Below are 20,850 nucleotides of genomic sequence, written 5' to 3' on the forward strand. Positions count from 1 at the left end.
AGCATTCCATGCGGACCAAAAGATCAACCTATTATAGGATCAGCTTATTTTAGCCCAATAAGCCTTTCAAACCCTACTTATCCCAAAACACCGGCGTTAGCTGCTGAGCCCGTTGCACGGCATCCCGATTGGCGATCACCGAAGCATTGGAGGTCATTTCTGTTTCGGAATAGTAGAAGCGGAAGGGGAACGTATCCAGGGGCGACACCAGATCTTCGAGCTGCGGTAGACCCGTCCGGCGGTAATCGTTGTAGGCTTCAACGCCGTTGCCGTACAGGGCAATCCATTTTTGCATCATCAGTAATTGCATCTTCCCCGCGGCATCAGCGGCATCGTACTGCTGGCCCAAGCGGGTAATAAAGCCCGTGATGGTAGCGGCCGGAATGGCGTTTCCTTTATTACTGGCCGAAAGCGTACTGACGCTCGTGAGTTGAGCCGTTACGGCATCAAGCAACAGTTTGCGGGCATCTTCGCCCGTATTCAGCGTCAGGGCCGCTTCCGCCCGGATGAAGTTGACCATGGCATTGGTAATCAGCGGCAGAATACCCGCTCCCGTTCCATCGCCCGACGTAAACAAGGCAATCCGGAAAGAATTGGCCGTTGTACCGGCACTGGCTCCTTCGTTGTTCAACAACTGATTGGCGGAAGTCAATGTCGCAATGGTCCCGTTGTCGTACAAACCCGCGGCGGGATAAATGCCAGAAATAGCCCGCGTACTGTGGTCGGCGGGGGAAGCCGCTCCATCGCCCGGATACCGTCCGTAGTACCCATCGCCGTTGGTGGCGTTGGCCAGACCAGCATTGGACCGCATCCGGAATATGTAATACCGCAAACGAGGATCATCCTGTTGCTTGAGGCGGTTAATTAAGGTCATACTCATATAACCACTCCGACTGGTATTGTAGGAGTTGATGTACCAGGGATGGCGGGAGTTGGGCGTCACATTGCTACCATAGCGGAAGGTGAAATCATGAGCATTCTCCGTCATGAGCGGGACACCGCTGCTAAGCAGCGTCCGAATGCCCTGCTCGGCCCGGGCCGGGTCAACTAGACGAATCTGATTGAACATTTTCAGTTTCAGCGAGTAAGCCATGCGTTGCCAGCGTTCCTTCGAGCCCTGGTAAAACAAATCAGCACTGCTGGTAACCGTAAAGCCTTTTTCCATGTCAGCCAGGGCTTCGTCAATCAGCGTGAAGAGGCTGTTGTAAATATCCTGTCCCTTATCAAAAACCGGGTCGGTATAGCTTCCACCCGCCTGCGTATAGGGAATGTCGCCCCATACGTCCACCATGATGCTGTAGAGATAGGCTTTCTGTAGTTTCGCAATGCTGACGTAGCCCCACTGCTGCTGCTCAGTACCGGTTTTAATGATCGTTTCCAAATCGGGAATGGCCCCGGTGTAGAAGCCGGACCAGGACGAAGAAAAAGTACCTCCCGACTGATCCCAGCGGTTCAGGTTCCCCGAGCCCCAGTGCTGAACCACGGCCGACCCTCCACTGTTGATGCCCGTAAAATTGCCCGCAATCGATACCTGCGTACCCGATAGTAACAGACTCAGGTTTGGTTCCGTCGGGTTATTAGGGTCGCCATTAATGTCAACAAATTTCTTGCAGGCACTCGTCGTGAGGATCAATACAAAAGCGACTAAAAACGAGATAGGACGATGCGTTCCGTTCATGATACCTGTGGTTTGCATTACGTTAAAAACTGGCTCTCAGGTTAACACCGAATCGGCGGGTGGTGGGTACGCCGAGTGAATCGAAACCCGCGTTATTGGCCGCTCCCGTACTTACTTCCGGATCGTAATTCATGTACTTCGGGGTGTTAGGAGCCTTGTACCAGAGATTTCGGCCGCTCAGGGAAATGGATACGGAGCCAAAGGGCGTTTTTTGCAGGATATTGGAGGGCAGCTGATAGCCCAGCGACAGCTCCCGCAACCGAAATACGGTCGCGTCGAACACGTAGCCCTCGCCAATTCCTCCCGGACCGTAGCCACCACTGAAGAAGTAGTCGATGACCGTCAGGGCTGTGTTGTTGGGAATTTTGTTGCCGCTTTCATCCAGGATGGGTTCCAGCGTATTCACGTTGCCTAGTACACCCGGTCCAACCCAGAGCGTTTCGCGGTTTTCCGTATCGCGGGTTACGCCCCGCGACAGAGCATTCCCGATGTTGGTCGAGTAAATCGCTCCACCCTGTTTCCAGTCGAAGAGTACATCAAACGTGATGCGTTTGTAGGAAAAGCTGTTGTTCAGGCCCACAATGAATTTGGGATTGGGATTACCAATGGGTCCGCTCGTAGCGGCCGCAATGGGCTTAGCCGTCTGGGGATTCACCAGAATGTTCCCCTCGCTATCGCGGGCGTATCGACTGCCGTATATCTGCCCGTAGGGTTGTCCGGCAATGTGGATATTGTTTCCGTACACCAATTGAGCAAAGCCCCCCAGATCATCCACATTATTCCGGTTACGGGTGAAGTTGGCGTTGATATTCCAGCGGAAACCCGAAGCTAACGATACGGGCGTTGCACTGATTCCCAGCTCAATTCCCTTGTTGGAGGTTTGGCCAAGATTAATGATGCGATCCGTGAAACCCGTCGATGGCGCGGACTTTACGGTAAAAATCTGCGAGGTACTACGTTTGTGGTAATACGTCAAATCAATGGAAAGGCGGTTGTTAAAGAACTGTAGCTCAGTACCGGCTTCAAATTCCGTGATGAACTCCGGCTTCAACCGGGCGTTGGATAACACGTCACCCAGCGTCATCGTACTCACATTGGATTGGACCGGATTGGAAAAGGGAGCGTCCAGATCCCCCGCACTCGCGTTGGCGTTAAACACATTTACGGTCTGGTACGGCTGAGCTTCATTCCCCACCTGCGTATAGCCCACGCGAACTTTACCAAAATTCAAAATGGGACTATTGAGTCCGAAGGCTTCGGTAAAGATGAACGAACCATTTACACCCCCGTATAGGTAGCTGCGATTTTCCGGCGGCAGCGTGGAGGATACGTCATTCCGCCCCACAATATTCAGCGAAGCAAAGCCCTTGTAATCCAGCGTAATATCCGTAAAGAACGCGTAAAACCGCTGCCGGATCATCGCCCGGTTATTAGGCAGGCTTCCCAGGGTAATCGTCGAGGTATTGTTGATGTTATTGATCCCAGCCGTGATGATATTGGTACCGACAAAGGCCGAGCGGTCGGTCATCCGCTGGTTGATGTTATTGCCGAAAATGGCCCGCAATGAAAAATCCTGCTTAATGGTTTTCGTGATCGTCACCAGCAAGGTATTATCTAGTTCCTGTCGGTAGATATTATCCGTATTGATGGTACCGTTGGCGTATACTGATGAGCCCTTGCCCAGTACACTCACCCGACGATCCGTGTAGGCGTTGAAACCCGCCGTATTCTGAATGTTCAGCCAGCTTAAGGGGTCAAAACCGAGTACAAAGTTTCCGTAATACCGGTCCACGTTACTGGTCGCCGGACTGTGTCGGATAGACCAGTAGGGATTGTCAACCCCCGCGTAATCGTACACATTGGCTCCGGTGTTGGGATTTTCGTAGGGATAACCCGTCAGATCATAGCTCGTCGGCAAATAATACATCGTACTCATGATCGAACCGCTCCCGCCAATCGGAGGCGATTTCTGATCCGTCATGACGTAATTGATGGTTCCACGCACGTAAAATTTGTTATCCAGCCGGGCATTTCCACCAACGTTGATGGACGTACGGGCAATCTCATTACCCGGAACAATACCCTGGTTGGTCGTACGGCTCAGGCCCACCGTAAAGTTTCCTTTTTCGCTACCACTATTCACCGTCAACGCATTTTCGTAAACGGAGCCGGTGCGAAAGAAATCCCGCTGGTTTTTTCCCGCGTACGAGCGGTACGGTACCTGCACGGGCGTAACGCCATCGGCTTCATAGAACTGCGGAAAATCGGCGGCTGAAAAACCAGCCCGGGCCAGCGGATGCGGAATCGTCGCCCGCGTACTGTAGGCCGAACCCGATGAACCATACACGGCACTTCGGTAATCGCCGTTGGTTCCCTGCCCGTACAATTGCTGATACTCGGGCAATCCGGCGATCGTTTCGGCGGAATAAGAGGTGTTGTACGTGATTTCTGTACCCTTCCGGCTCTTCTTGGCTGAAGCTTTCGTGGTAATGATGATGGCCCCGTTCGCCGCCCGCGATCCGTAGAGGGCCGCCGCGGCGGCTCCTTTCAGTACGGTCATACTCTGGATGTTGTTGGGGTCAATGTCGAAGGCCCGACTGGCCGTACTCTGGTTGCTCTGCGTTTGGTTGTTGCCGGTTACCGGGGCAAACGTCGAATTATCGAAGGGTACCCCATCGACGACGTACAGCGGCTGGTTATTATTTCCCAGCGACGAATTTCCCCGAATCGTAATATTCGTGGCCCCGCCCGCCACACCGCCCCCACCCTGGACGTTGACCCCGGCTACTTTTCCGGCTAGGGCCCGTACGGGATCAGGTTCGTTTTTCTGGGCTAGATCGGTCGTGCTGAGCGTACTGACTGAGTACCCTAAAGCGTTGGCCTTCCGTTCGATACCAGCGGCCGTCACCACTACTTCCGTCAATTGTTTGGTCTCATTTTCCAGGATAACGTCAATAGTGGTTTTGCCCGCTACGGCAATTTCCTGACTCGTGTAGCCAATAAACGAAAACACCAGAACGCTGGTCTCGCTGGGGGCCGTAATCAGGTATTCGCCCTGGCCATTCGTTACGGCTCCGATGCCCGTTCCTTTCACTCGCACGTTTACGCCGGGCAATTCACTACCGTCTTTGGCCGTAACTTTCCCTTTTACTTTAATTTCTGCTTTCGAAGTTTTTTTAGACTCCACCGATTCCCGAATCCGCTCGGAAATGATATAGGTCTCGCCAATTTTTTCATACGTTAGGTTTAGGGGTGAGAGTACCTGCTGCAGATTTTCCTCCAGACTACGTTTGCCAGCACCAACGGTTGCCTGTATACGTTTGTCCTGCACCAGCTTCTTCTGGTAGGCAAACTGTACATGGTACTTCTTTTCCAATTGCTGAAAAACTTCCGTTAGCCCTTTCGTAGCCGGGGTGGCGGGCCGGGGCCGCTCTTCCCTTTCGGCCTCCGCTCGGGCAAAGTACGCCGGGGTTTGTCCCGCAGCCGAACAAACGATTCCGGTTATCAGTAATCCGACTAATCCGCTGCTCTTCCTTCGTAGTAGTAATCCCATAGGTAGCCAATGGTTTGCGAAATGAGAATGGTCGTACTTCAGCGGTAAGACAACCATACCCCCGGACTAAGGTCCCCCTGTCATTAAAGATTTTTCATTTTATTTAATAGGTTATAATCTTTGTTTATATAATACAAATTTTGATAAAACCCAAAAAGGCAAAATATTATTTCGAAGGCCAATCTTTAGATACGATAGAAAAAGGCCGTTACAGCGTAGTACTGCAACGGCCTTTGTGATACCTAGACGTTTTTTATTCAGCCGGAACGGCCGTCCCACTGGCTTCGCGAATGGTCACCAACCCTTTTCGCTGGATAATTTCCACATCGAGGGTACGGGCCAGAATTTTCAGTACCTGCCCTAGATTCTTTTGCGAAAGTTTGCCGGTGAATTTAAGATGATCGAGATGATCCTGAATCACGACATGGATGTCATAATATGCCTCCAGTACACGGGCAATTTCGGTAAGCGTAGCATCGTCAAACACGAACAGTTCATTCTTCCAGGCCAGCCATACGTCTCCTTTCGCGGACTGAACGGTAAGGCGTTGTTGGTCATAGGTGGCTAATTGTCCGGGGGAAAGTTCGGCGACTTGCTGTTCTTTCTTGAGGGCCACTTTTCCTTCTTCAAGAAAAACACGGGTACTACCCTTTTGCGTGCGTACATTGAATTGCGTGCCTTTTACCTCTACCGTCAGTTGATCGGGCGTTCGGACAATGAACCGGGGATGTTTTCTATTCTTGGCCACCTGAAAATACGCTTCTCCGGTCTGCATTTGCACTTCACGGGTATCACCCTGCCAGGGATCAGCGTACCGCAAGCTACTGTTTCGATTCAACCAGATCACTGAGCCATCCGACAGACTGACTTTCCGAATGCCCTGATTCTGCGTACGTACCTGCGTGTAATGGGTGGGTACGGGCGAGCGAAAGTACGGACGGGCGTAGAAGACTCCCCCACTGACCAGGGCCAGCGTAAGACAGGCGGCCCAAAGTGTTTTTACTCGCGTGGGTTTCGGACGGAAGGTGACGGACTCGCTGGCTTCGATCTGCTGTTCGAGGTATTCATCCAGCACCTGTTCCAGCTCACCTTGTTTATAGAGTTCGATGAAGGTTTCCAGTTCCGGCAAACTGGCTTTCGACTGTATGTATCGCTCGACGAGCTTCTGGCGTAAGACCTTGTTTTCTTCCATGAATAAGCAATAAGAGGGTTGATCTCCGCTTCGGAGGTTGAGGTTGCGGGGGTAAGACAAGTGAAGAGCACCCGAAAGGTCCCCTTACCCGTTAAAATAATTGGGATACCGTTCCTTTTTATCCTTCGAAAAGAACCGTTGCCAGCACGCTGAATGTGATGCCCAGGTCTTTTTCGACGGCGATTTTCAATACTTTCATCGAACGTACCATGTGTTTTTTGATGATGTTGCGGGAAACGCCCAGTTCAGCGGCGACTTCTTCGTAGGAAAGTCCCTGTTGACGGCACAGTTCAAAAACCCGCCGACTCTGATTCGGTAAGGTGGCTAGTACCGATTGAATAAACCGCTGGTATTCAATCGTCTGCCATTCATCATCTACGGATGATGAGGTTTGTTCATACGTTTTAACGAAGGAGCTGAGGTTTTTTTCTTCCGATAAGACTTTTTTCAGAACGTTGAGACTCAGGTTTTTACCAGCTGTCAGCAGATACGATTTGAAGGCACTGATTTCCGGTAGCCGACCCCGATCTTCCCAAATCCGCAGAAATACTTCCTGACAAATGTCTTTCGTTACATCCGACGATTTCACGATGGAATACACAAAACGGTACAGAAGCGGCCGGTAGCGGTCATGCAATTCCGCAAAGGCATTTGCATGGCCTTCGGAGGCGAGCTGCAGCAGTACTTCTTCAGTCAGGAGACGCATAAGTAGAAGTATTGGTTAAGTAAGTCGTTGCAATCGAAAACTAGACAACTGCCATAACCTAGATCCTTTGAGAAGGAACTAGACTACGTTTGCTCGTACGTTTACACGGGAGCCGCCTACGCTGGGGAAGGATTTTCAACGGACTCCGGTAACGTAAAGAATTAAGGTACTGAATGCGTACAATGCCAAAGGAAAGCTGCGGCTCTTGCCTGAGGGGAAGAGCTAATTAAGCAAGGAATTCGTAGAAATCAAAGAATTATTTGAAACGATTTTAAGCGTATTTTTTTGCTTTGCCGGGCATACCGAAGCAGACGAGAGTATGACTACTACTTGGTTTTTATCGTTGTGCTTACTCCTTTTTCTCAGTATCGTCGAATGATTAGTCTCCATAGTCGTAATAAAAATAGCCCAGAAGACTTATTGGACGTCCTCTGGGCTGTGGAATGGTACATCTGATTAGGATTCCGGTGTATAGTCGATCATCCATTGAATGCCATAGGCGTCGGTTAGCATGCCAAAGATTGTACCCCAGGACGAAGGCTCCAGGGGTACGCTTACCTTACCTCCCACGGAAAGCCCCTCGAACAATCGCTGGGCTTCGGCTTGGCTATCCGGCGTGAGCGTAAGGGAAATCTGATTACCCGGAACCAGGGTATGACACATGGAATCGAGCACATCCGTACCCATCAGAATGACGCCACCCTTGCCCAGCGGCAAGGCGATGTGCATCAACTTATGCTGCTCATTTTCGGGGACGTTTGTGACTTCAGTCGTGTCTTTAAAGCGTATTAACGTCAGAAATTCGCCACCAAATACGCTTTGGTAAAAGCGGAAGGCTTCTTCGGTAGTACCGGGAAAGTTGAGATAGGGATGTGCCGTGAACATACGTAAGGAACATTAAATAAGGAAAGGAATTTAATTCAGACCAACTGGGGAAAGCAGCCGTGTATCGCCAAAGAACCGGTCATCCAACGAGTAACGTTAATTTCTTTTCCCGAGCAGTTTCGGGGCAAAAGTAGCGTCTCCTCCATTGACGAGCGGGGTGTAAATCCGTCCATCTGTAGGGTTGATTGCGACAGGTTTTTTCCCTAGTTTTACTCCCATGAAGCATATCTCTATTCTGGTGCCGCAAGGGGCTATTTTAGGAAGTCTGGAGGGCTCTCGCCAACTGTTAACCCAGGTGAACGCATTCGTGAAAATGCAGGGACAGCCGCCCCTGTTTAAGGTACAGCTGGTAGGTCTCTGCCGGGAAACACCCGTGAGTGGCGGCCTTTTTACCGTCCACGCCGATCACTTGCTGGAGGAAATCACGCATACGGATCTCATCATCATACCGGCAGTAGATGGCAATATTGAAGAGGCGGTAGAAAAAAATAAACGCTTCATTCCCTGGATTACGCAGCAGTATCAACAGGGTGCGGAGGTGGCCAGTCTGTGTATGGGAGCATTCATCTTGGCTTCGACGGGCTTGTTACGGGGGCGTAAGTGTGCTACGCACTGGATGGCGGCTAATGATTTCCGCCGAATGTTTCCGGATGTCGAGCTGTTAACCGAAAAAATTATTACGGACGAACAGGGCATTTACTCCAGCGGTGGAGCTTTCTCGTACCAAAACCTGATTTTACACCTGATCGAAAAGTACGCGGGTCGCGAACTGGCCATTCTTTCGGCCAAAGTTTTTGCGATTGAAATTGACCGGATCAGTCAGTCTTCGTTCATGATGTTTCAGGGACAGAAAGATCACGAGGATGCACTGGTACGCAAAGCTCAGGACTTTATCGAATCTAATTTTACGGAACGCATCACCGTCGAACAATTATCGGATCGGCTGGCCATCAACCGCCGCAGTCTGGAACGACGCTTCAAAAAGGCGACGGGGAATACAGTTAATGAATACATGCAGCGGGTCAAAATCGAAGCTGCCAAGAAGAGTTTTGAAGTGAGCCGTAAAAACATCAACGAAGTGATGTACGACGTGGGCTACTCGGATACGAAAGCCTTTCGGGTGATTTTTAAGAAGACAACGGGCATGACGCCTCTCGATTATCGCAACAAATACAACAAACAGGCGGCGGCTTTGTAAGTAGATTCGTCTGCTTATAGTCCCCTTGAACTTCGAAAAAGTTCAAGGGGACTTGCGTTGTTACCGTCCCGTGTTTCCGCCAGCATTCGTTACCATTGTACTCGCCGTAAAACTGCCGGATTGGGTCCCCACTGTATACGTTCCGCTCGTATAAAGCCCGTTAAAAGTAGTGCTCGCGTCTATACTCCCTCCGCTATATACCCGGTACGACTGACCCATTTTAAGCTTTGGACTGGAAAACAACAGCGTTGTGAAGGTTTTGGGAAGTTGAAGTGTCAGTACCTCTGCTCCCTCATTCGATTCAATATGCAACAGTTGATTAGCTGAACCGCCGCCCATAATGACAGAAGGCTGCGTACTGACGGAAGCCGTTGGCGTACTCGTCGCTCCGCCCATACCGACCAGGATGCCACCGGTGATTTTAAACGTATTTCGGTCGCAATCAAAACCTTCTTCGGGGGCGGCGGCTCCAATGGATACTACTTTTCCACCCGTTACGGTCAGCTTGCCGTTGGAATCTATTCCATCGTTCGACGAACTGTTCGCATAAACGGTCCCACCATTGATGTAAATGAAGGTACCTGCATTCAATCCATCATCGAAGGTTTTTACCGAAATGTTGCCACTATTGATGGTTAGTACGCTTTTGCTTTCAATACCCTCCCCCGCCGTTGAAGTGATGTTGATCGTTCCGCCATTGATCGTCAGGTACGGGTCGATGCTGGTATCGGTATCATAAGACGCCGCAATTCCCTTGTCGGCCACGTTGATGGTAAAAGTCCCGTCGTTGATGACGACGTAGCCCTCTTCACACTGAATCCCGTCACCCTTCGTCGTCATGGTTACGGTCCCGCCGTCGGCAATGAACGCTTCATTGGTGTGAATGCCATCCGATACTGCACTGGGTATGGAGAGGGTTCCACTGATAATGCGGACATAATCATCACTACAAATGGCGTGTTTGTAATTTCCCTGCACACTCAGGCTTCCCTGGCCACTGAAGATCAGCTGTCCTTCACTAAACAGAGTAGCTTTTTGATCTTCCGTAGCGTTGGCAGCGTACGTTGCACCATCGGTCAGGATATTGGTAGTCTGATCGGCCAGTACAATAAACGCTCGTTTGCTGGATTGGATATTCAAAGCCGGACCATCCGTATTCGTTAGCGTCAGGCCATTCAGGGTAAGCTTGAATTTTTTATCGCTGTAAATTTTCACTGAACCATTGTTATTGACACCACTCAGTATGTAAGCCACTTCTGCAACGGTAGAGGTGATGATCACATCGCCGTTACTTTCTGTGACCTCTACCCCCTTCCCCGCCAACGGATTAGAGATAGTAACACTCGATCCAAATGCAATGCTAACTACCGAGGAAAAAGTGGCATTAGCCAGCAGATCCTCGGCATTGACGGCCCGGTCGGTGTTACCTTCGGGACTAGTGGAAGTGGTAGCGACACTGTCGATGGTTACTGCGTTACCAGTGTTCGTTGTGATCTCGGTGTTGTCCTTGGAACACGCCATCGTCAGCGTACTAAAGATCAAAAATGGGAGCCGACCCGCCCACGCGCGGCCAAAAATAAGGTTCATACGCTTACGTTCCGTTTGGTGTTGCTCTCTCCGAGCTTTTTGTAACCTTTACGCAGTACGGAACAGGCGTGTTGCAAACCTCATTATGAACTGTGGTTATTTTAAACAAGAAACGTCCGACAAGAAGCTCTTGCCGGACGTTTCTCGGGTATATTATCCAATTATTAAACTTTCAGTTTTCCTTCAATCGAATCGTCCAGTGTCTTACCCACCAGGGCTCCTACGGCTGTTTTGACCATAGCCACGGCATTACCGTGTTTGTTGTCCCAGTAATAACCTTCCTGAGCGGCTACCTGAATAACCGTAATGCGGGGATCGTCTTCACCTTCGGTAAACCAGGCTTTTAAAATGGGATTCCAGAGTTCTTTGATTTTTTCCTTGTCTTTAGAAATGGTTGCCCGACCGTATACGCTCAGGAAATCAGAATGGGCAGAGCCTTGGAATAATAGGTGAACGTAGGGGTCGGCCTGAATATCCGCGTTTTTGTTACTGTCATCGGCACTCAGGAACCAGAAGTTGCCCGATTCATCGACTTCCTGTACGGACATCGGGCGTACTTTCAGCGGTTGACCGCTCGTGATTCGGGTACAGAAATGACAGGTGCTGTTTTTTTCGGCCAGTTCGTTGATTTTCTTTCCGGCCTCGTTCCCTGCTAAATCTTCCTTATTCTTTTCAGGTTGCTGTTGATTGATACTATCCATGATATTAGCGTTTTATCTGTTCGCCTAACCTTACAAAGACTGTTCCAGTCCCTTACCGAATGAATCGTCGGGTCAGCGAGAACTGATCCATAAGCCGGGCAATCAGATAACTTATGCCAAAAACCGAAAGGGCCATCCCCAGAATGTGTATCACCGGTGGCCATGAACCCAGAGCACCCAAAAGATCATACATGACATCCACAAAAATGAAATGGCACAAATACATCCCAAACGTCAGATAGGCCAGACGTGACCACCCGGCGGAAGGGCTGGCTTTTGCTTTCTGAACGAAGAGAAATAGGGGGAATGTCATGAGGAAAACGTTGATACCGGCGAAATACCAAACAATTTCCAGATAGGCGTAATTGCCGGGAAACGATTGTTGCATGAGCACGTACCCACCCGCCGTACTGGCATAGCCAACCAGAAACAGGGGAATGCCAATAGCTAACGTTCGATTCCAGGTCCAGTTTAATGGATACCTAACCAGATAATACGCCAGCACCAGATATCCGATAAATCCCGATAGGTAATAAAAGGTACCGTAATCGTTCCAGTCGCATACCCCCAAAATTCCCTTGTTGCCGTAATTGCCCGCATAGCCCAGTACCGGAGCTACCATTTTCATGTAAGGGAGTACCAGGGATATAGCCCAGACTTTCAAGACAACTTCCACGTCTTTTTTAGACGCCTGCTGTAGCCAAACGCTGAAAATCGGCATGATTAAATACAGGCCGATTAGCATGTACAGATACCACAACGGAATGGTGGCGAAGTTGAAATTGAAGACAAAGGTGTAGAGCTTGCGTACGGTCGCGGGCCAGGTATGATCGGTTTTATCAATCGCCGGATTCATGGTTCCGGGGTTGATGAAGTTGAGATACACATAAAAAAGGATGGGCAGTACGAGCGACCAGAACACCAGGGGTATCAGGATCCGTCCGATCCGTTTTTTGTAGAATTCGCTTACACTATTGGTTACGGGGAATAGTAGAACGCCCGTCAACATCACAAACAAGGGGACGCAGGGCCGGACTAAACTGCCGATGGCTACGCCCGTTAGAAAAGATTCGCGGTCGGCATCAAACTTGGCGACAAAGGGATCGCAGCAGTGGGACAAAATCACTAAAAAACAGGCCAGTACCCGAAGCCGGTCTACCCAGCCAATGGTTTCTTTCATAGTTAGGTTTAGTAAGGGAGGTGGCGATATCCATTTAAATGAAATGGAGCAGTCCGATTAAAAAAGACAACTATCGCTTGGTCTATAGCAGTAGCTTGGCCTTTGTCCATTCTGAGACAGCCTGCAAATTAAGATACGAAATCCTAATAAACAGGGCAGAAAAAGCTCCTTCCTCCGCATTATTTTAACTTCACCATCCGTAGTTCCCCCTAGGGTGAATCGTTGCTGCCACTACTCTGAAGGGAAAGATAGTAATCAAGTCGTTGCTCCCTAATTCATCAGAAGCCATGCCTACTAAATTGTTCTAACCGAGCGAGATGACCCAACAGCACAACTACGCTTTTGCTTAAGCAGCTTTGGTTATCGATTTTTAATGCTAGATTATATAGAAGGGATAAAAATAGTGTGACCCATTGTTGCGGCTACTTCTCGCTGGCGAACAAAATACCTCCCATGAAGACTGGCAAGTGGGTTTTATGAAAGCCTTCCGTCTTTACTCCTGCACCGATACCTTTGCTGTAAGAGCATTGAAATCGCCGACAACGAATAAACTTTTCCTATAAAACACTAACTATCAATTACTTATAGATATACATAGGAGGCTTGGCACAACAGTTCCCTCTTTTAAAAGTCCCATTTTTTAATCAATTACGCGATTAGCTCCTTCGACTTGTGTCTTCTCCTAGCGTTCAGCGTATACTTCATTGCGTTCACTATTCTACTATTTATCCTTCCATGAGTCACTCATGCTCTGACTACATGGAGTTGACAATGCGGTGAATAGCAGCTATATTCACCGCACATCATGCGGTGAATAATATGTATATTCATGAACAGCCTCAGTGGCCTGCTTTTACCTGGAAGACTGAGGTCATTGCTTCGCTCCTGGCTTCCGTGCGTCATAAACAGGGGAAACTAACGGGCCGAATGATCAGTCTGGGCTTTTCTTTACAGGAGGAGGCGGAGTTTAAAACGCTGACGCAGGATGTTTTGAAAACCAGTGAAATTGAAGGCGAATTGCTAAACCCGGACCAGGTGCGTTCCTCCATCGCTCGTAAGTTGGGCCTGGACATCGGCAATTCGGTTCCTTCGGATCGGCACGTGGACGGCGTTGTTGACATGCTACTCGATGCCACCCGGCATTATGAGCAACCCTTAACGCCTGATCGCCTGTTTGGCTGGCACGCCGCTTTGTTTCCTACGGGACGCAGTGGCATGTATTCCATCACCGTTGGAAACTGGCGAACTTCGCTCACGGGTCCTATGCAGGTCGTGTCTGGAGCTATGGGTAGAGAAGTGGTTCATTTTGAAGCTCCGGCGGCAGAAAAGCTACCTGAGCAGATGCAGGCTTTTCTCACTTGGTTTAACCAGCATTTACCCCTGGACCCCGTTCTAAAAGCGGCCATCGCTCACGTATGGTTTGTAACCATTCACCCCTTTGACGACGGCAATGGACGTATCGCCCGAGCCTTAACCGACCTACTCCTGGCGCGCTCCGATGAAAGTACGCAACGCTTTTACAGCATGTCCTCCCAGATTCAGAAAGAGCGTAAAGCGTATTACCAGACGCTGGAACAGACTCAAAAAGGAACCTTGGATATAACAGACTGGCTCAAGTGGTTTCTATCCTGTCTGGAGCGAGCCTTGCTAACGGCTGAAGAGACGCTGAATACCGTACTCGCTAAAGCTCAGTATTGGACCTTTTTTTCCGGTAAAAGCATCAACGATCGTCAAAAGCTCATGCTTAACAAATTGTTGGATGGGTTTGAAGGAAAGTTGAATACGTCAAAATGGGCGAAGCTAACGAAGGTATCCACCGACACGGCCCTACGGGATATTCAAAATCTGGAAAGCCAGGGCATATTGATTAAGGAAGAAGGCGGGGGCCGCAGTACACATTATCAACTAATAGATTTGCGAGAGACACGCTGACTAAAGTAACTAGTAGGTGTCCCATTAGATGATCATTATATCTCTTCCTGGCCAGTCGTGACCCGAACGATTCACTATAACCCCAGAAGATACGAACGAAACTCTTATCTCTTCGTCGTGAAAGTCAACTCAATGGTTCTCAATACAAATCAAGTTAGAGCTGCCAGCAGCACAATAAAGAGGACAGCATAAGCCTCTCTTCCAATCTCTGCGGTTAGACAATTGTGATCATCACTGACAAGAACCAATCGAAATTTTAACAATCTACGAAGTGAAATAAATAGGCCGTCTCAAGATGAGACGGCCTATTTGATTGGAAAGTTATTTCTGATCTCTGTTTAATTATACACTTAGTAACCAACCTTAAAACCTATAACTCATGACCAGATTATAAAGGTGACTTCTATTGTTGTAGAAGATTTCGATACATGATTAATTTAAGGCAGAATAATCACTTTACTGGTGATCATCTTCCCATTCGTTTCTAGACTTACGAAGGCCATACCTTTTGCGGAAGATCCTAAAACTACCGCATGACTCTGCTTGCCTTTTCCAATAAATGGTTTTCTAAACCACACCATTCCTTGGAGATTTCTGACAATAAGTTCAGCAGGTTGTTCATTAGCCACGTTCACTTGAACGGTAAAAGTACCCGTAGAAGGGTTCGGAGCTATCACCATAGGCTCTACAGCTTCAATCGTAACTTCTGAGGCAGCAAGTCGTCCCCCGCTAGATTGATAATAATAAATAGCCCCGTCGTTTTCGGTGCCTTTTAAATAACCTGCAGGAATATAATTGACATCAAAGGGTAGTACTAAGCCTCCAAAACCGGTTTCTCCGACGTTGATGCAATTGTAATAGGCATCCGTACCGGCATTACGGTTTATACTATTCCAGTAATTTTTACCCCGTGCAAAGTATTTAACAGCCCCATTGGGCCCTCCCGGCACTACGGTAACAAGTACCTTATACCCATCAAACTTACGGAGTTGAACGGTATAGCCACTCCAGGTACCAATAGTTTGAGGCTGATTAAGTTCACAGATATCAATGGGTTGATTGCTTTGATAAAAGTAGCGTGCTCCATCTTGTTCATAGCCCTCAGCATAACCAGCGGGCAGGGTTACTTCCGAAGGGAAGACCAATCCTCCGTACCCGGTTTCTCCAACGTTGATGCAATTGTAATAGGCATCCGTGCCCGCATTACGATTTATACTATTCCAGTAATTTTTACCTCGTGGGAAGTATTTGTTGGCTCCATTAGGACCTCCCGGTACAACCGTAACGAGCGCTCTATAGGCTCCCAATTGTCTAAGTTCTACGGCATACCCGTTCCAACTTCCAATTAAGACAGCACTGGAAAGATTACAGTTGGATGGATCGCAAGTAGTGGAATTCACCGTAGTGGCCTGAGTATTAAGCAAAGCCGTAGGATAGCTAAAGAAGTTTTGCCCGCCGTAAGTTTGAGTCAAAGCGGTATACCAGGCATTAGCTACTTGTCCTTGTCCTTGTACACTTAAATGGGTCTGATCTGGTAATCGGTTAGCTCCCGTAAATCCATCGGTTTCAGGGCCTGAAAAGATATTTGTCTTGTAGTAAACATTTGCCGTATTATCACCAAAAGCTTTCGGATGCATCTCGAAGACATTGGCGTAAAAATAAGGAGTCAATAATCGATTTTGCGAATCGATTATAGCGGGTTGCGGATTGCCGCCAATATAGGAAGCCCGTGCAATAACCCAAGGGATATCGGCTCCCGCATCGTTTCTAGATTGTTGAATCAATGCATCTAACTCATCATTATAGTTGTAACCCGTCATATAATCATACGTTTCCCCCTGATGCCAGAGAACCCCTCGAAGTCCAACTTGATTTTTTGTAGTTTGAAGAACAGATTTCAAATTTTGATAAGGATAGCCACTAGGATAGGCCGTTGGCGTACCTATGCTACTTAAATACCAGGTGTGTACTGCCGTACCCGACCAAGCGGCTTGATAAAAAGCGATGGGAACATTAAGGGCCGTTGCTAATTGTGAACCCAGTTTGCCCCAGTAATATTTATAATATTTCCGTCCCACACTAGCAGAGCCTGGGTCGTTACCATCAAACTGAGTTTTAGTATTATTGTATTGAACAAATTTGGGTGCTGTAACTTCGGCTTCGCCATTATTATCTTTAGCATAGCCAGCTGCATTGGATTGACCAGCAATTGCAAACACTTCTCCCACACCAAAATCCCGCCAAGTCTGACTTCCGTTGACCAGGGCTTCCATCTGATACATGCCTCCCTTGATGTCTAAGGTGAAGCTTACTTGGCAAGATGAATTAATCCCGTTAAAGCTAACCCCATTAAGATACCCGTTATTTAAAGAGGCAGAACCAGGCCGTGGATCTACATAACTTGATTCCAATGAACCATTGAGCGTGTACTTTCTATAACGAACCTGGCACGAGTTAATAGTAGCCCCGTTAGCAGAGGCCACAATAAAGCGAACCGAGGCTTTATTAGACGCATCTCTTTGAAACACCATGGAAACGGTGCCATCGCCCGTATTGGTGGGCCAAAGAATTTGTTGGGCTTGAAGGTAGCCAACCGAGGTGTGCAGTAAAAGCAACACAAAGAAAAGAAAGGCAAGTTTAGCTTGCCAACGAAGAGGTAGTTGTTTTTTCATAAAATTTAGAGATTAAGATGAAATAGGTACTATACTAAAAACTTTTCAACGACATCTATTGCCTAATATGACGACAAATTGCCTATTCAATGCTTTCATCAACTATGACTAATCGACTTAACGTTCGGTAGATAATTCAGACCACCCTTTTACTTCAGTAAGGGTGTGTAATTACAACATGAATTATAGGCTATCGTTGCCTAACTAAACGAAAACTTTTGGACAAAATCAATAATTACTTTCCAGCTAACATTAATGAAAGAAGATAGACCGTGGATTAGGCACAATATTTGCCAATTTATGGAGCGATCCAAAGCGTATAAATACGGATAAAAGCATTCAGGTATTTATACCTGTTATACATTACTTTTAAATTTGTAAAGCAAAAGTATTGTATATATCAATTCTTTTAGCATTAATTGAATCTGATAGCTAATCAGATTATTATCTTTAATTAATTGATTAAAATAAGGGTATTGATTTTAACTAGGAAAGCCATTGTTTTCTTTTACTGTTAAAAGGCTTTTATTTTAGAATTCCTCCATCGATATTCCTACAAGGACGACTTCATCTTTTTGCATCCTGCCGCAGAAAACCTGTTGATAGGCGCTGAAAAAGAAATGATCACCCCTTATCGGATGTATCTACAAAAAGGTACATCAATCGTCACGAATTCACTAGGTTCATCTTTACTCATGAACAGGTATTGAATGATTTTCGATTGTTGATTTGATTGCTGGCTAATTAAACCTTTGAAGCCCCTGAAGCTCATGGAACGAATTGGGGTATGGAATGTGGATAGTGGCTACTACTTTCGGGTTTGGGCCCCTCACGCTCAAAAAGTTTCCGTATTAATTGAGCAAGGGCCGTATTGGGCAAACGAAACGAGTGATACGCTCCTTGAAAGAGCACTCGTTTATGAAAAGAGCTATTGGCGCATTACCGTTGCTGACAACAAACCTTGGCAGCTCTACTGCCATCAACTTATTCTACCCAATGGCACTATCGTTGAGTGTTTGGCCCCGGCGGCTCGTGATGTTCCGAACTAACCCGAGGAGACCCGAGTAGCCGAAATGCTTCTGTTATTCCAGGAGAGACATTGACCGAATGGCATCCTTTCCAAACTCCTCGTTTTGAAGACTTTAGTATCTATGAACTCCATGTAGGCACCTTTGCCGGGTGAGAGGATCACCTTAATAAACCTTGGTCTATTTTATCAAGCTATTGAAAGTAAGTTTTCTTACATCAAGGAAATGGGGTTTACAGGCATTCAACTCTTACCGATCCATGAGTACGCTCAGGTCCGCTTTTGTGGTAACAACCCAGCCTCATTTTTGCTCAGGAATCCTCTTATGGCTCCCCTTTCAACTTAGCTCATTTCATTAACGCCGCCTACGAACATGGATTAGCGGTGATCATTGATGTAGTTTATAACCACCCAGGGCCTGATGATAATGCTTTGCACCATTTTGGATGTACCGAAAAGGGCAATGGAGTCAGCTCTTATGTTCACAGGATAATGCCTTTGGCGGTTGGGACGGGGCTGGAAATGCCTATTATGAACCTTGGGCGCAGCCTAATGGTCAAATCTATATCTATTTGCCTCAATGGAGCGTCGTCACCTTCTCGCGTAAATAACCTTAAAAGAGGCCCCTTAGGTCCTTGAAAGATATAGTAATTGATAATCTAATTAAAGAGACGCTGTTATTGATGAAATAGATTTTTAAAATCTAGTAAATTCTGACAGTGGTCTGGATTCCAATAATCTTCGATCAGCTCTTAAAATGGAGTTTATACAATTAACGAGTCGGCTTTCCAGGAGGCCTCTAATGCAACTACGGGCCTCATGGGTATCTTTAATCAACGGATAAGTAAACGAAGACAAATTGTCTATTACAAGAAAATTGATAATGGACTGGTAGGAAAAGAAAAATCATACAGTGTTGGTAGCAGAAGGAGATTCTTGGTTTTAATTTATTAACAAAGACAGTATAAATTTGATTGAGGAAGAATAATACGCCATCTATACACTAACCTATGTAGGCAACTAGCTAGAAATAGCATCTTTGAAGAAAAGTTTTTGAATAATTATCTATTCATAAACGTCAGCTTTCTTGGTAAGTGGCTGTAGCAATGATCTAGTCGGAGGAAATCGACTAGCGATTATGACGTGTCTACATCTTCATACCTATACTCCTATCAAACGCACTTCAATTGAAGAGTTACAGCAAGCGGGTTGTTCTGCGGCTCAGGCTGAAATGACTCTAAACAAGCAACGTCAAATCTTACCTGAGTTTTATTCATTTTTACTTATTTTGAAATGCCTTTCACTAATTACGCCATCCACCTAATCCGCCCATTGTGCAACGAGTTGTTGCACAATGGGCTTTGATCACCTAGTGTCTTTTGATGAGACTGTTCAAAGAACAAAGAGCTGTAAGCCTTCCCCTTTTAACTAATGGGCCCCAGTGATCACTAGATTTGAGAAAGTCCCGTCTGATTCATGACCCACCCAAAAGCCTACCTTTCCGTTAAAGGATTTTTCGAGGGGCGAAATTTTGAGCATTGGTGACGGATCACCGTTCATGAAAACTTGGATAAGCTGGTCGGCTACCGCCACTTTCACATGAAACCAGGCATCAGGATCTACAAAGGATTTTACCGGGGCTTCGTATTTCCCGGGAAACGTCTTCCTTAAATAAGGCCAGTCATAATTTGGCAAGGCCATATATTGCACCGCATGTACTTTTCTCAGGCTATCTTTCGCATTGAAATTAAAGGGCCTGAAATAAACCGCTTCATAGCTATGGTCATTCCTGCCATGAAAAGCAATGCCTACAAAACTCTCCTGCAAAACATCCTTTCCTTTCACATCGAATTCAATACTGCCGCTCTTAAAATGCAGATCATTTATCCAGACCACCCCTGGGTTCTTCAAAGCATTGACCTGCACCACGCTACCTTTATGCTTGTCAAAAGCAAGTTGTATTTCCCGGTTTACCGGACGCAGGTTCTCTTTTTCTAAGGGTATCCGGGTTACCCTTTGGCCAAAAGCACTGAAAACATAAGACATCAATATCAGACTCATGGTCCCTTTACTAAATCGGTTCATCGTAAGCATTGGTTGTTAAAACTTGGTGTGATTAACATTGTCGCTCAAAGGAAAGTGAACAGGTTCAAAGCTTACATTCAAAGCCTGTTCAAATCTATTCAAGTTTGAACAGGGCATTACGATAACTGATAATCAGATTTTTACACTAACATACCGAGCACGCACCGAAAGCAAGATCGATTGGAGGAAAACCCTGCCTGGCAATCTCAGGGTTATGAAACCTTAAGTGAAGACCTCTTTAAAAAACAGGTGTACTCCTGAGTCTATGCACGCTAAAGCGGATCTGGTGGAAAGTCAACTACAACAGCATACCCAACCTGGCCAACTGGGATGCCCTGGCCCAATGGGCAGATTTCCTTCATGGGAGGTCTTTGTTCTTCCTTTGAAGAACAGACCGATCCAAAGCCTAAGGAGAGCAAAAGAAAAAAATTAGAACATCATGCTCTTAGTTGTG

The 20,850-nt window shown here is 47.3% G+C and carries 13 protein-coding genes; 3 read left to right on the plus strand and 10 right to left on the minus strand.

Going from position 1 to position 20,850, the window contains the following annotated elements; genetic code table 11:
- Positions 1-73 precede the first annotated feature (73 nt).
- The 5 genes from C5O19_RS19735 to C5O19_RS19755 form a co-directional block, all read right to left on the minus strand.
- Positions 74-1,678, minus strand: coding sequence for a SusD/RagB family nutrient-binding outer membrane lipoprotein (locus tag C5O19_RS19735; RefSeq protein WP_104715101.1), 1,605 nt, complete (start codon positions 1,676-1,678; stop codon positions 74-76).
- A 22-nt stretch (positions 1,679-1,700) separates the two neighbouring features.
- Positions 1,701-5,231 (minus strand): SusC/RagA family TonB-linked outer membrane protein, encoded by a 3,531-nt coding sequence (locus C5O19_RS19740; protein ID WP_104715102.1) that lies wholly within the window; start codon positions 5,229-5,231, stop codon positions 1,701-1,703.
- Positions 5,232-5,484: 253 nt separating this feature from the next.
- The gene (locus C5O19_RS19745; protein WP_104715103.1) at positions 5,485-6,423 is read right to left on the minus strand and encodes a FecR family protein; all 939 of its coding nucleotides are present in this window, start codon (positions 6,421-6,423) and stop codon (positions 5,485-5,487) included.
- Between the two features lie 118 nt (positions 6,424-6,541).
- The gene (locus tag C5O19_RS19750) at positions 6,542-7,129 is read right to left on the minus strand and encodes an RNA polymerase sigma factor (RefSeq protein ID WP_104715104.1); all 588 of its coding nucleotides are present in this window, start codon (positions 7,127-7,129) and stop codon (positions 6,542-6,544) included.
- Between the two features lie 456 nt (positions 7,130-7,585).
- Positions 7,586-8,014, minus strand: a complete 429-nt coding sequence (locus tag C5O19_RS19755; protein WP_104715105.1) for a VOC family protein — start codon at positions 8,012-8,014, stop codon at positions 7,586-7,588.
- Between the two features lie 217 nt (positions 8,015-8,231).
- On the opposite strand from C5O19_RS19755, the gene C5O19_RS19760 reads away from it, so the two are divergent.
- Positions 8,232-9,212, plus strand: coding sequence for a GlxA family transcriptional regulator (locus tag C5O19_RS19760; protein ID WP_104715196.1), 981 nt, complete (start codon positions 8,232-8,234; stop codon positions 9,210-9,212).
- A 60-nt stretch (positions 9,213-9,272) separates the two neighbouring features.
- Here the strand turns inward: C5O19_RS19760 and C5O19_RS19765 are convergent, their stop codons facing one another.
- The 3 genes from C5O19_RS19765 to C5O19_RS19775 all read right to left on the minus strand — a co-directional run bounded on the left by C5O19_RS19765 (position 9,273) and on the right by C5O19_RS19775 (position 12,680).
- Positions 9,273-10,799, minus strand: coding sequence for a carbohydrate-binding domain-containing protein (locus tag C5O19_RS19765; RefSeq protein ID WP_104715106.1), 1,527 nt, complete (start codon positions 10,797-10,799; stop codon positions 9,273-9,275).
- Between the two features lie 164 nt (positions 10,800-10,963).
- Entirely contained in the window at positions 10,964-11,500 is a 537-nt protein-coding gene (locus C5O19_RS19770) for a pyridoxamine 5'-phosphate oxidase family protein (RefSeq protein ID WP_104715107.1), read from the minus strand.
- A 52-nt stretch (positions 11,501-11,552) separates the two neighbouring features.
- Positions 11,553-12,680 (minus strand): acyltransferase, encoded by a 1,128-nt coding sequence (locus tag C5O19_RS19775; protein WP_104715108.1) that lies wholly within the window; start codon positions 12,678-12,680, stop codon positions 11,553-11,555.
- An 819-nt stretch (positions 12,681-13,499) separates the two neighbouring features.
- On the opposite strand from C5O19_RS19775, the gene C5O19_RS19780 reads away from it, so the two are divergent.
- A complete protein-coding gene (locus C5O19_RS19780; RefSeq protein ID WP_104715109.1) occupies positions 13,500-14,612 on the plus strand; it encodes a Fic family protein in 1,113 nt (370 codons plus the stop codon).
- A 437-nt stretch (positions 14,613-15,049) separates the two neighbouring features.
- On the opposite strand, the gene C5O19_RS19785 is transcribed toward C5O19_RS19780, so the two are convergent.
- Positions 15,050-17,284 (minus strand): sialate O-acetylesterase, encoded by a 2,235-nt coding sequence (locus C5O19_RS19785; protein ID WP_104715110.1) that lies wholly within the window; start codon positions 17,282-17,284, stop codon positions 15,050-15,052.
- Between the two features lie 770 nt (positions 17,285-18,054).
- Between C5O19_RS19785 and C5O19_RS19790 the strand changes: the two genes are divergently transcribed.
- A complete protein-coding gene (locus C5O19_RS19790) occupies positions 18,055-18,333 on the plus strand; it encodes a hypothetical protein (protein WP_104715111.1) in 279 nt (92 codons plus the stop codon).
- A 1,406-nt stretch (positions 18,334-19,739) separates the two neighbouring features.
- On the opposite strand, the gene C5O19_RS19795 is transcribed toward C5O19_RS19790, so the two are convergent.
- Positions 19,740-20,405 carry a hypothetical protein gene (locus C5O19_RS19795; RefSeq protein ID WP_104715112.1) on the minus strand — a complete coding sequence of 222 codons (666 nt, stop codon included), beginning with the start codon at positions 20,403-20,405 and terminating at the stop codon, positions 19,740-19,742.
- Positions 20,406-20,850: the final 445 nt, after the last annotated feature.

Source organism: Siphonobacter curvatus (genome assembly GCF_002943425.1).
GTDB classification, from domain to species: domain Bacteria; phylum Bacteroidota; class Bacteroidia; order Cytophagales; family Spirosomataceae; genus Siphonobacter; species Siphonobacter curvatus.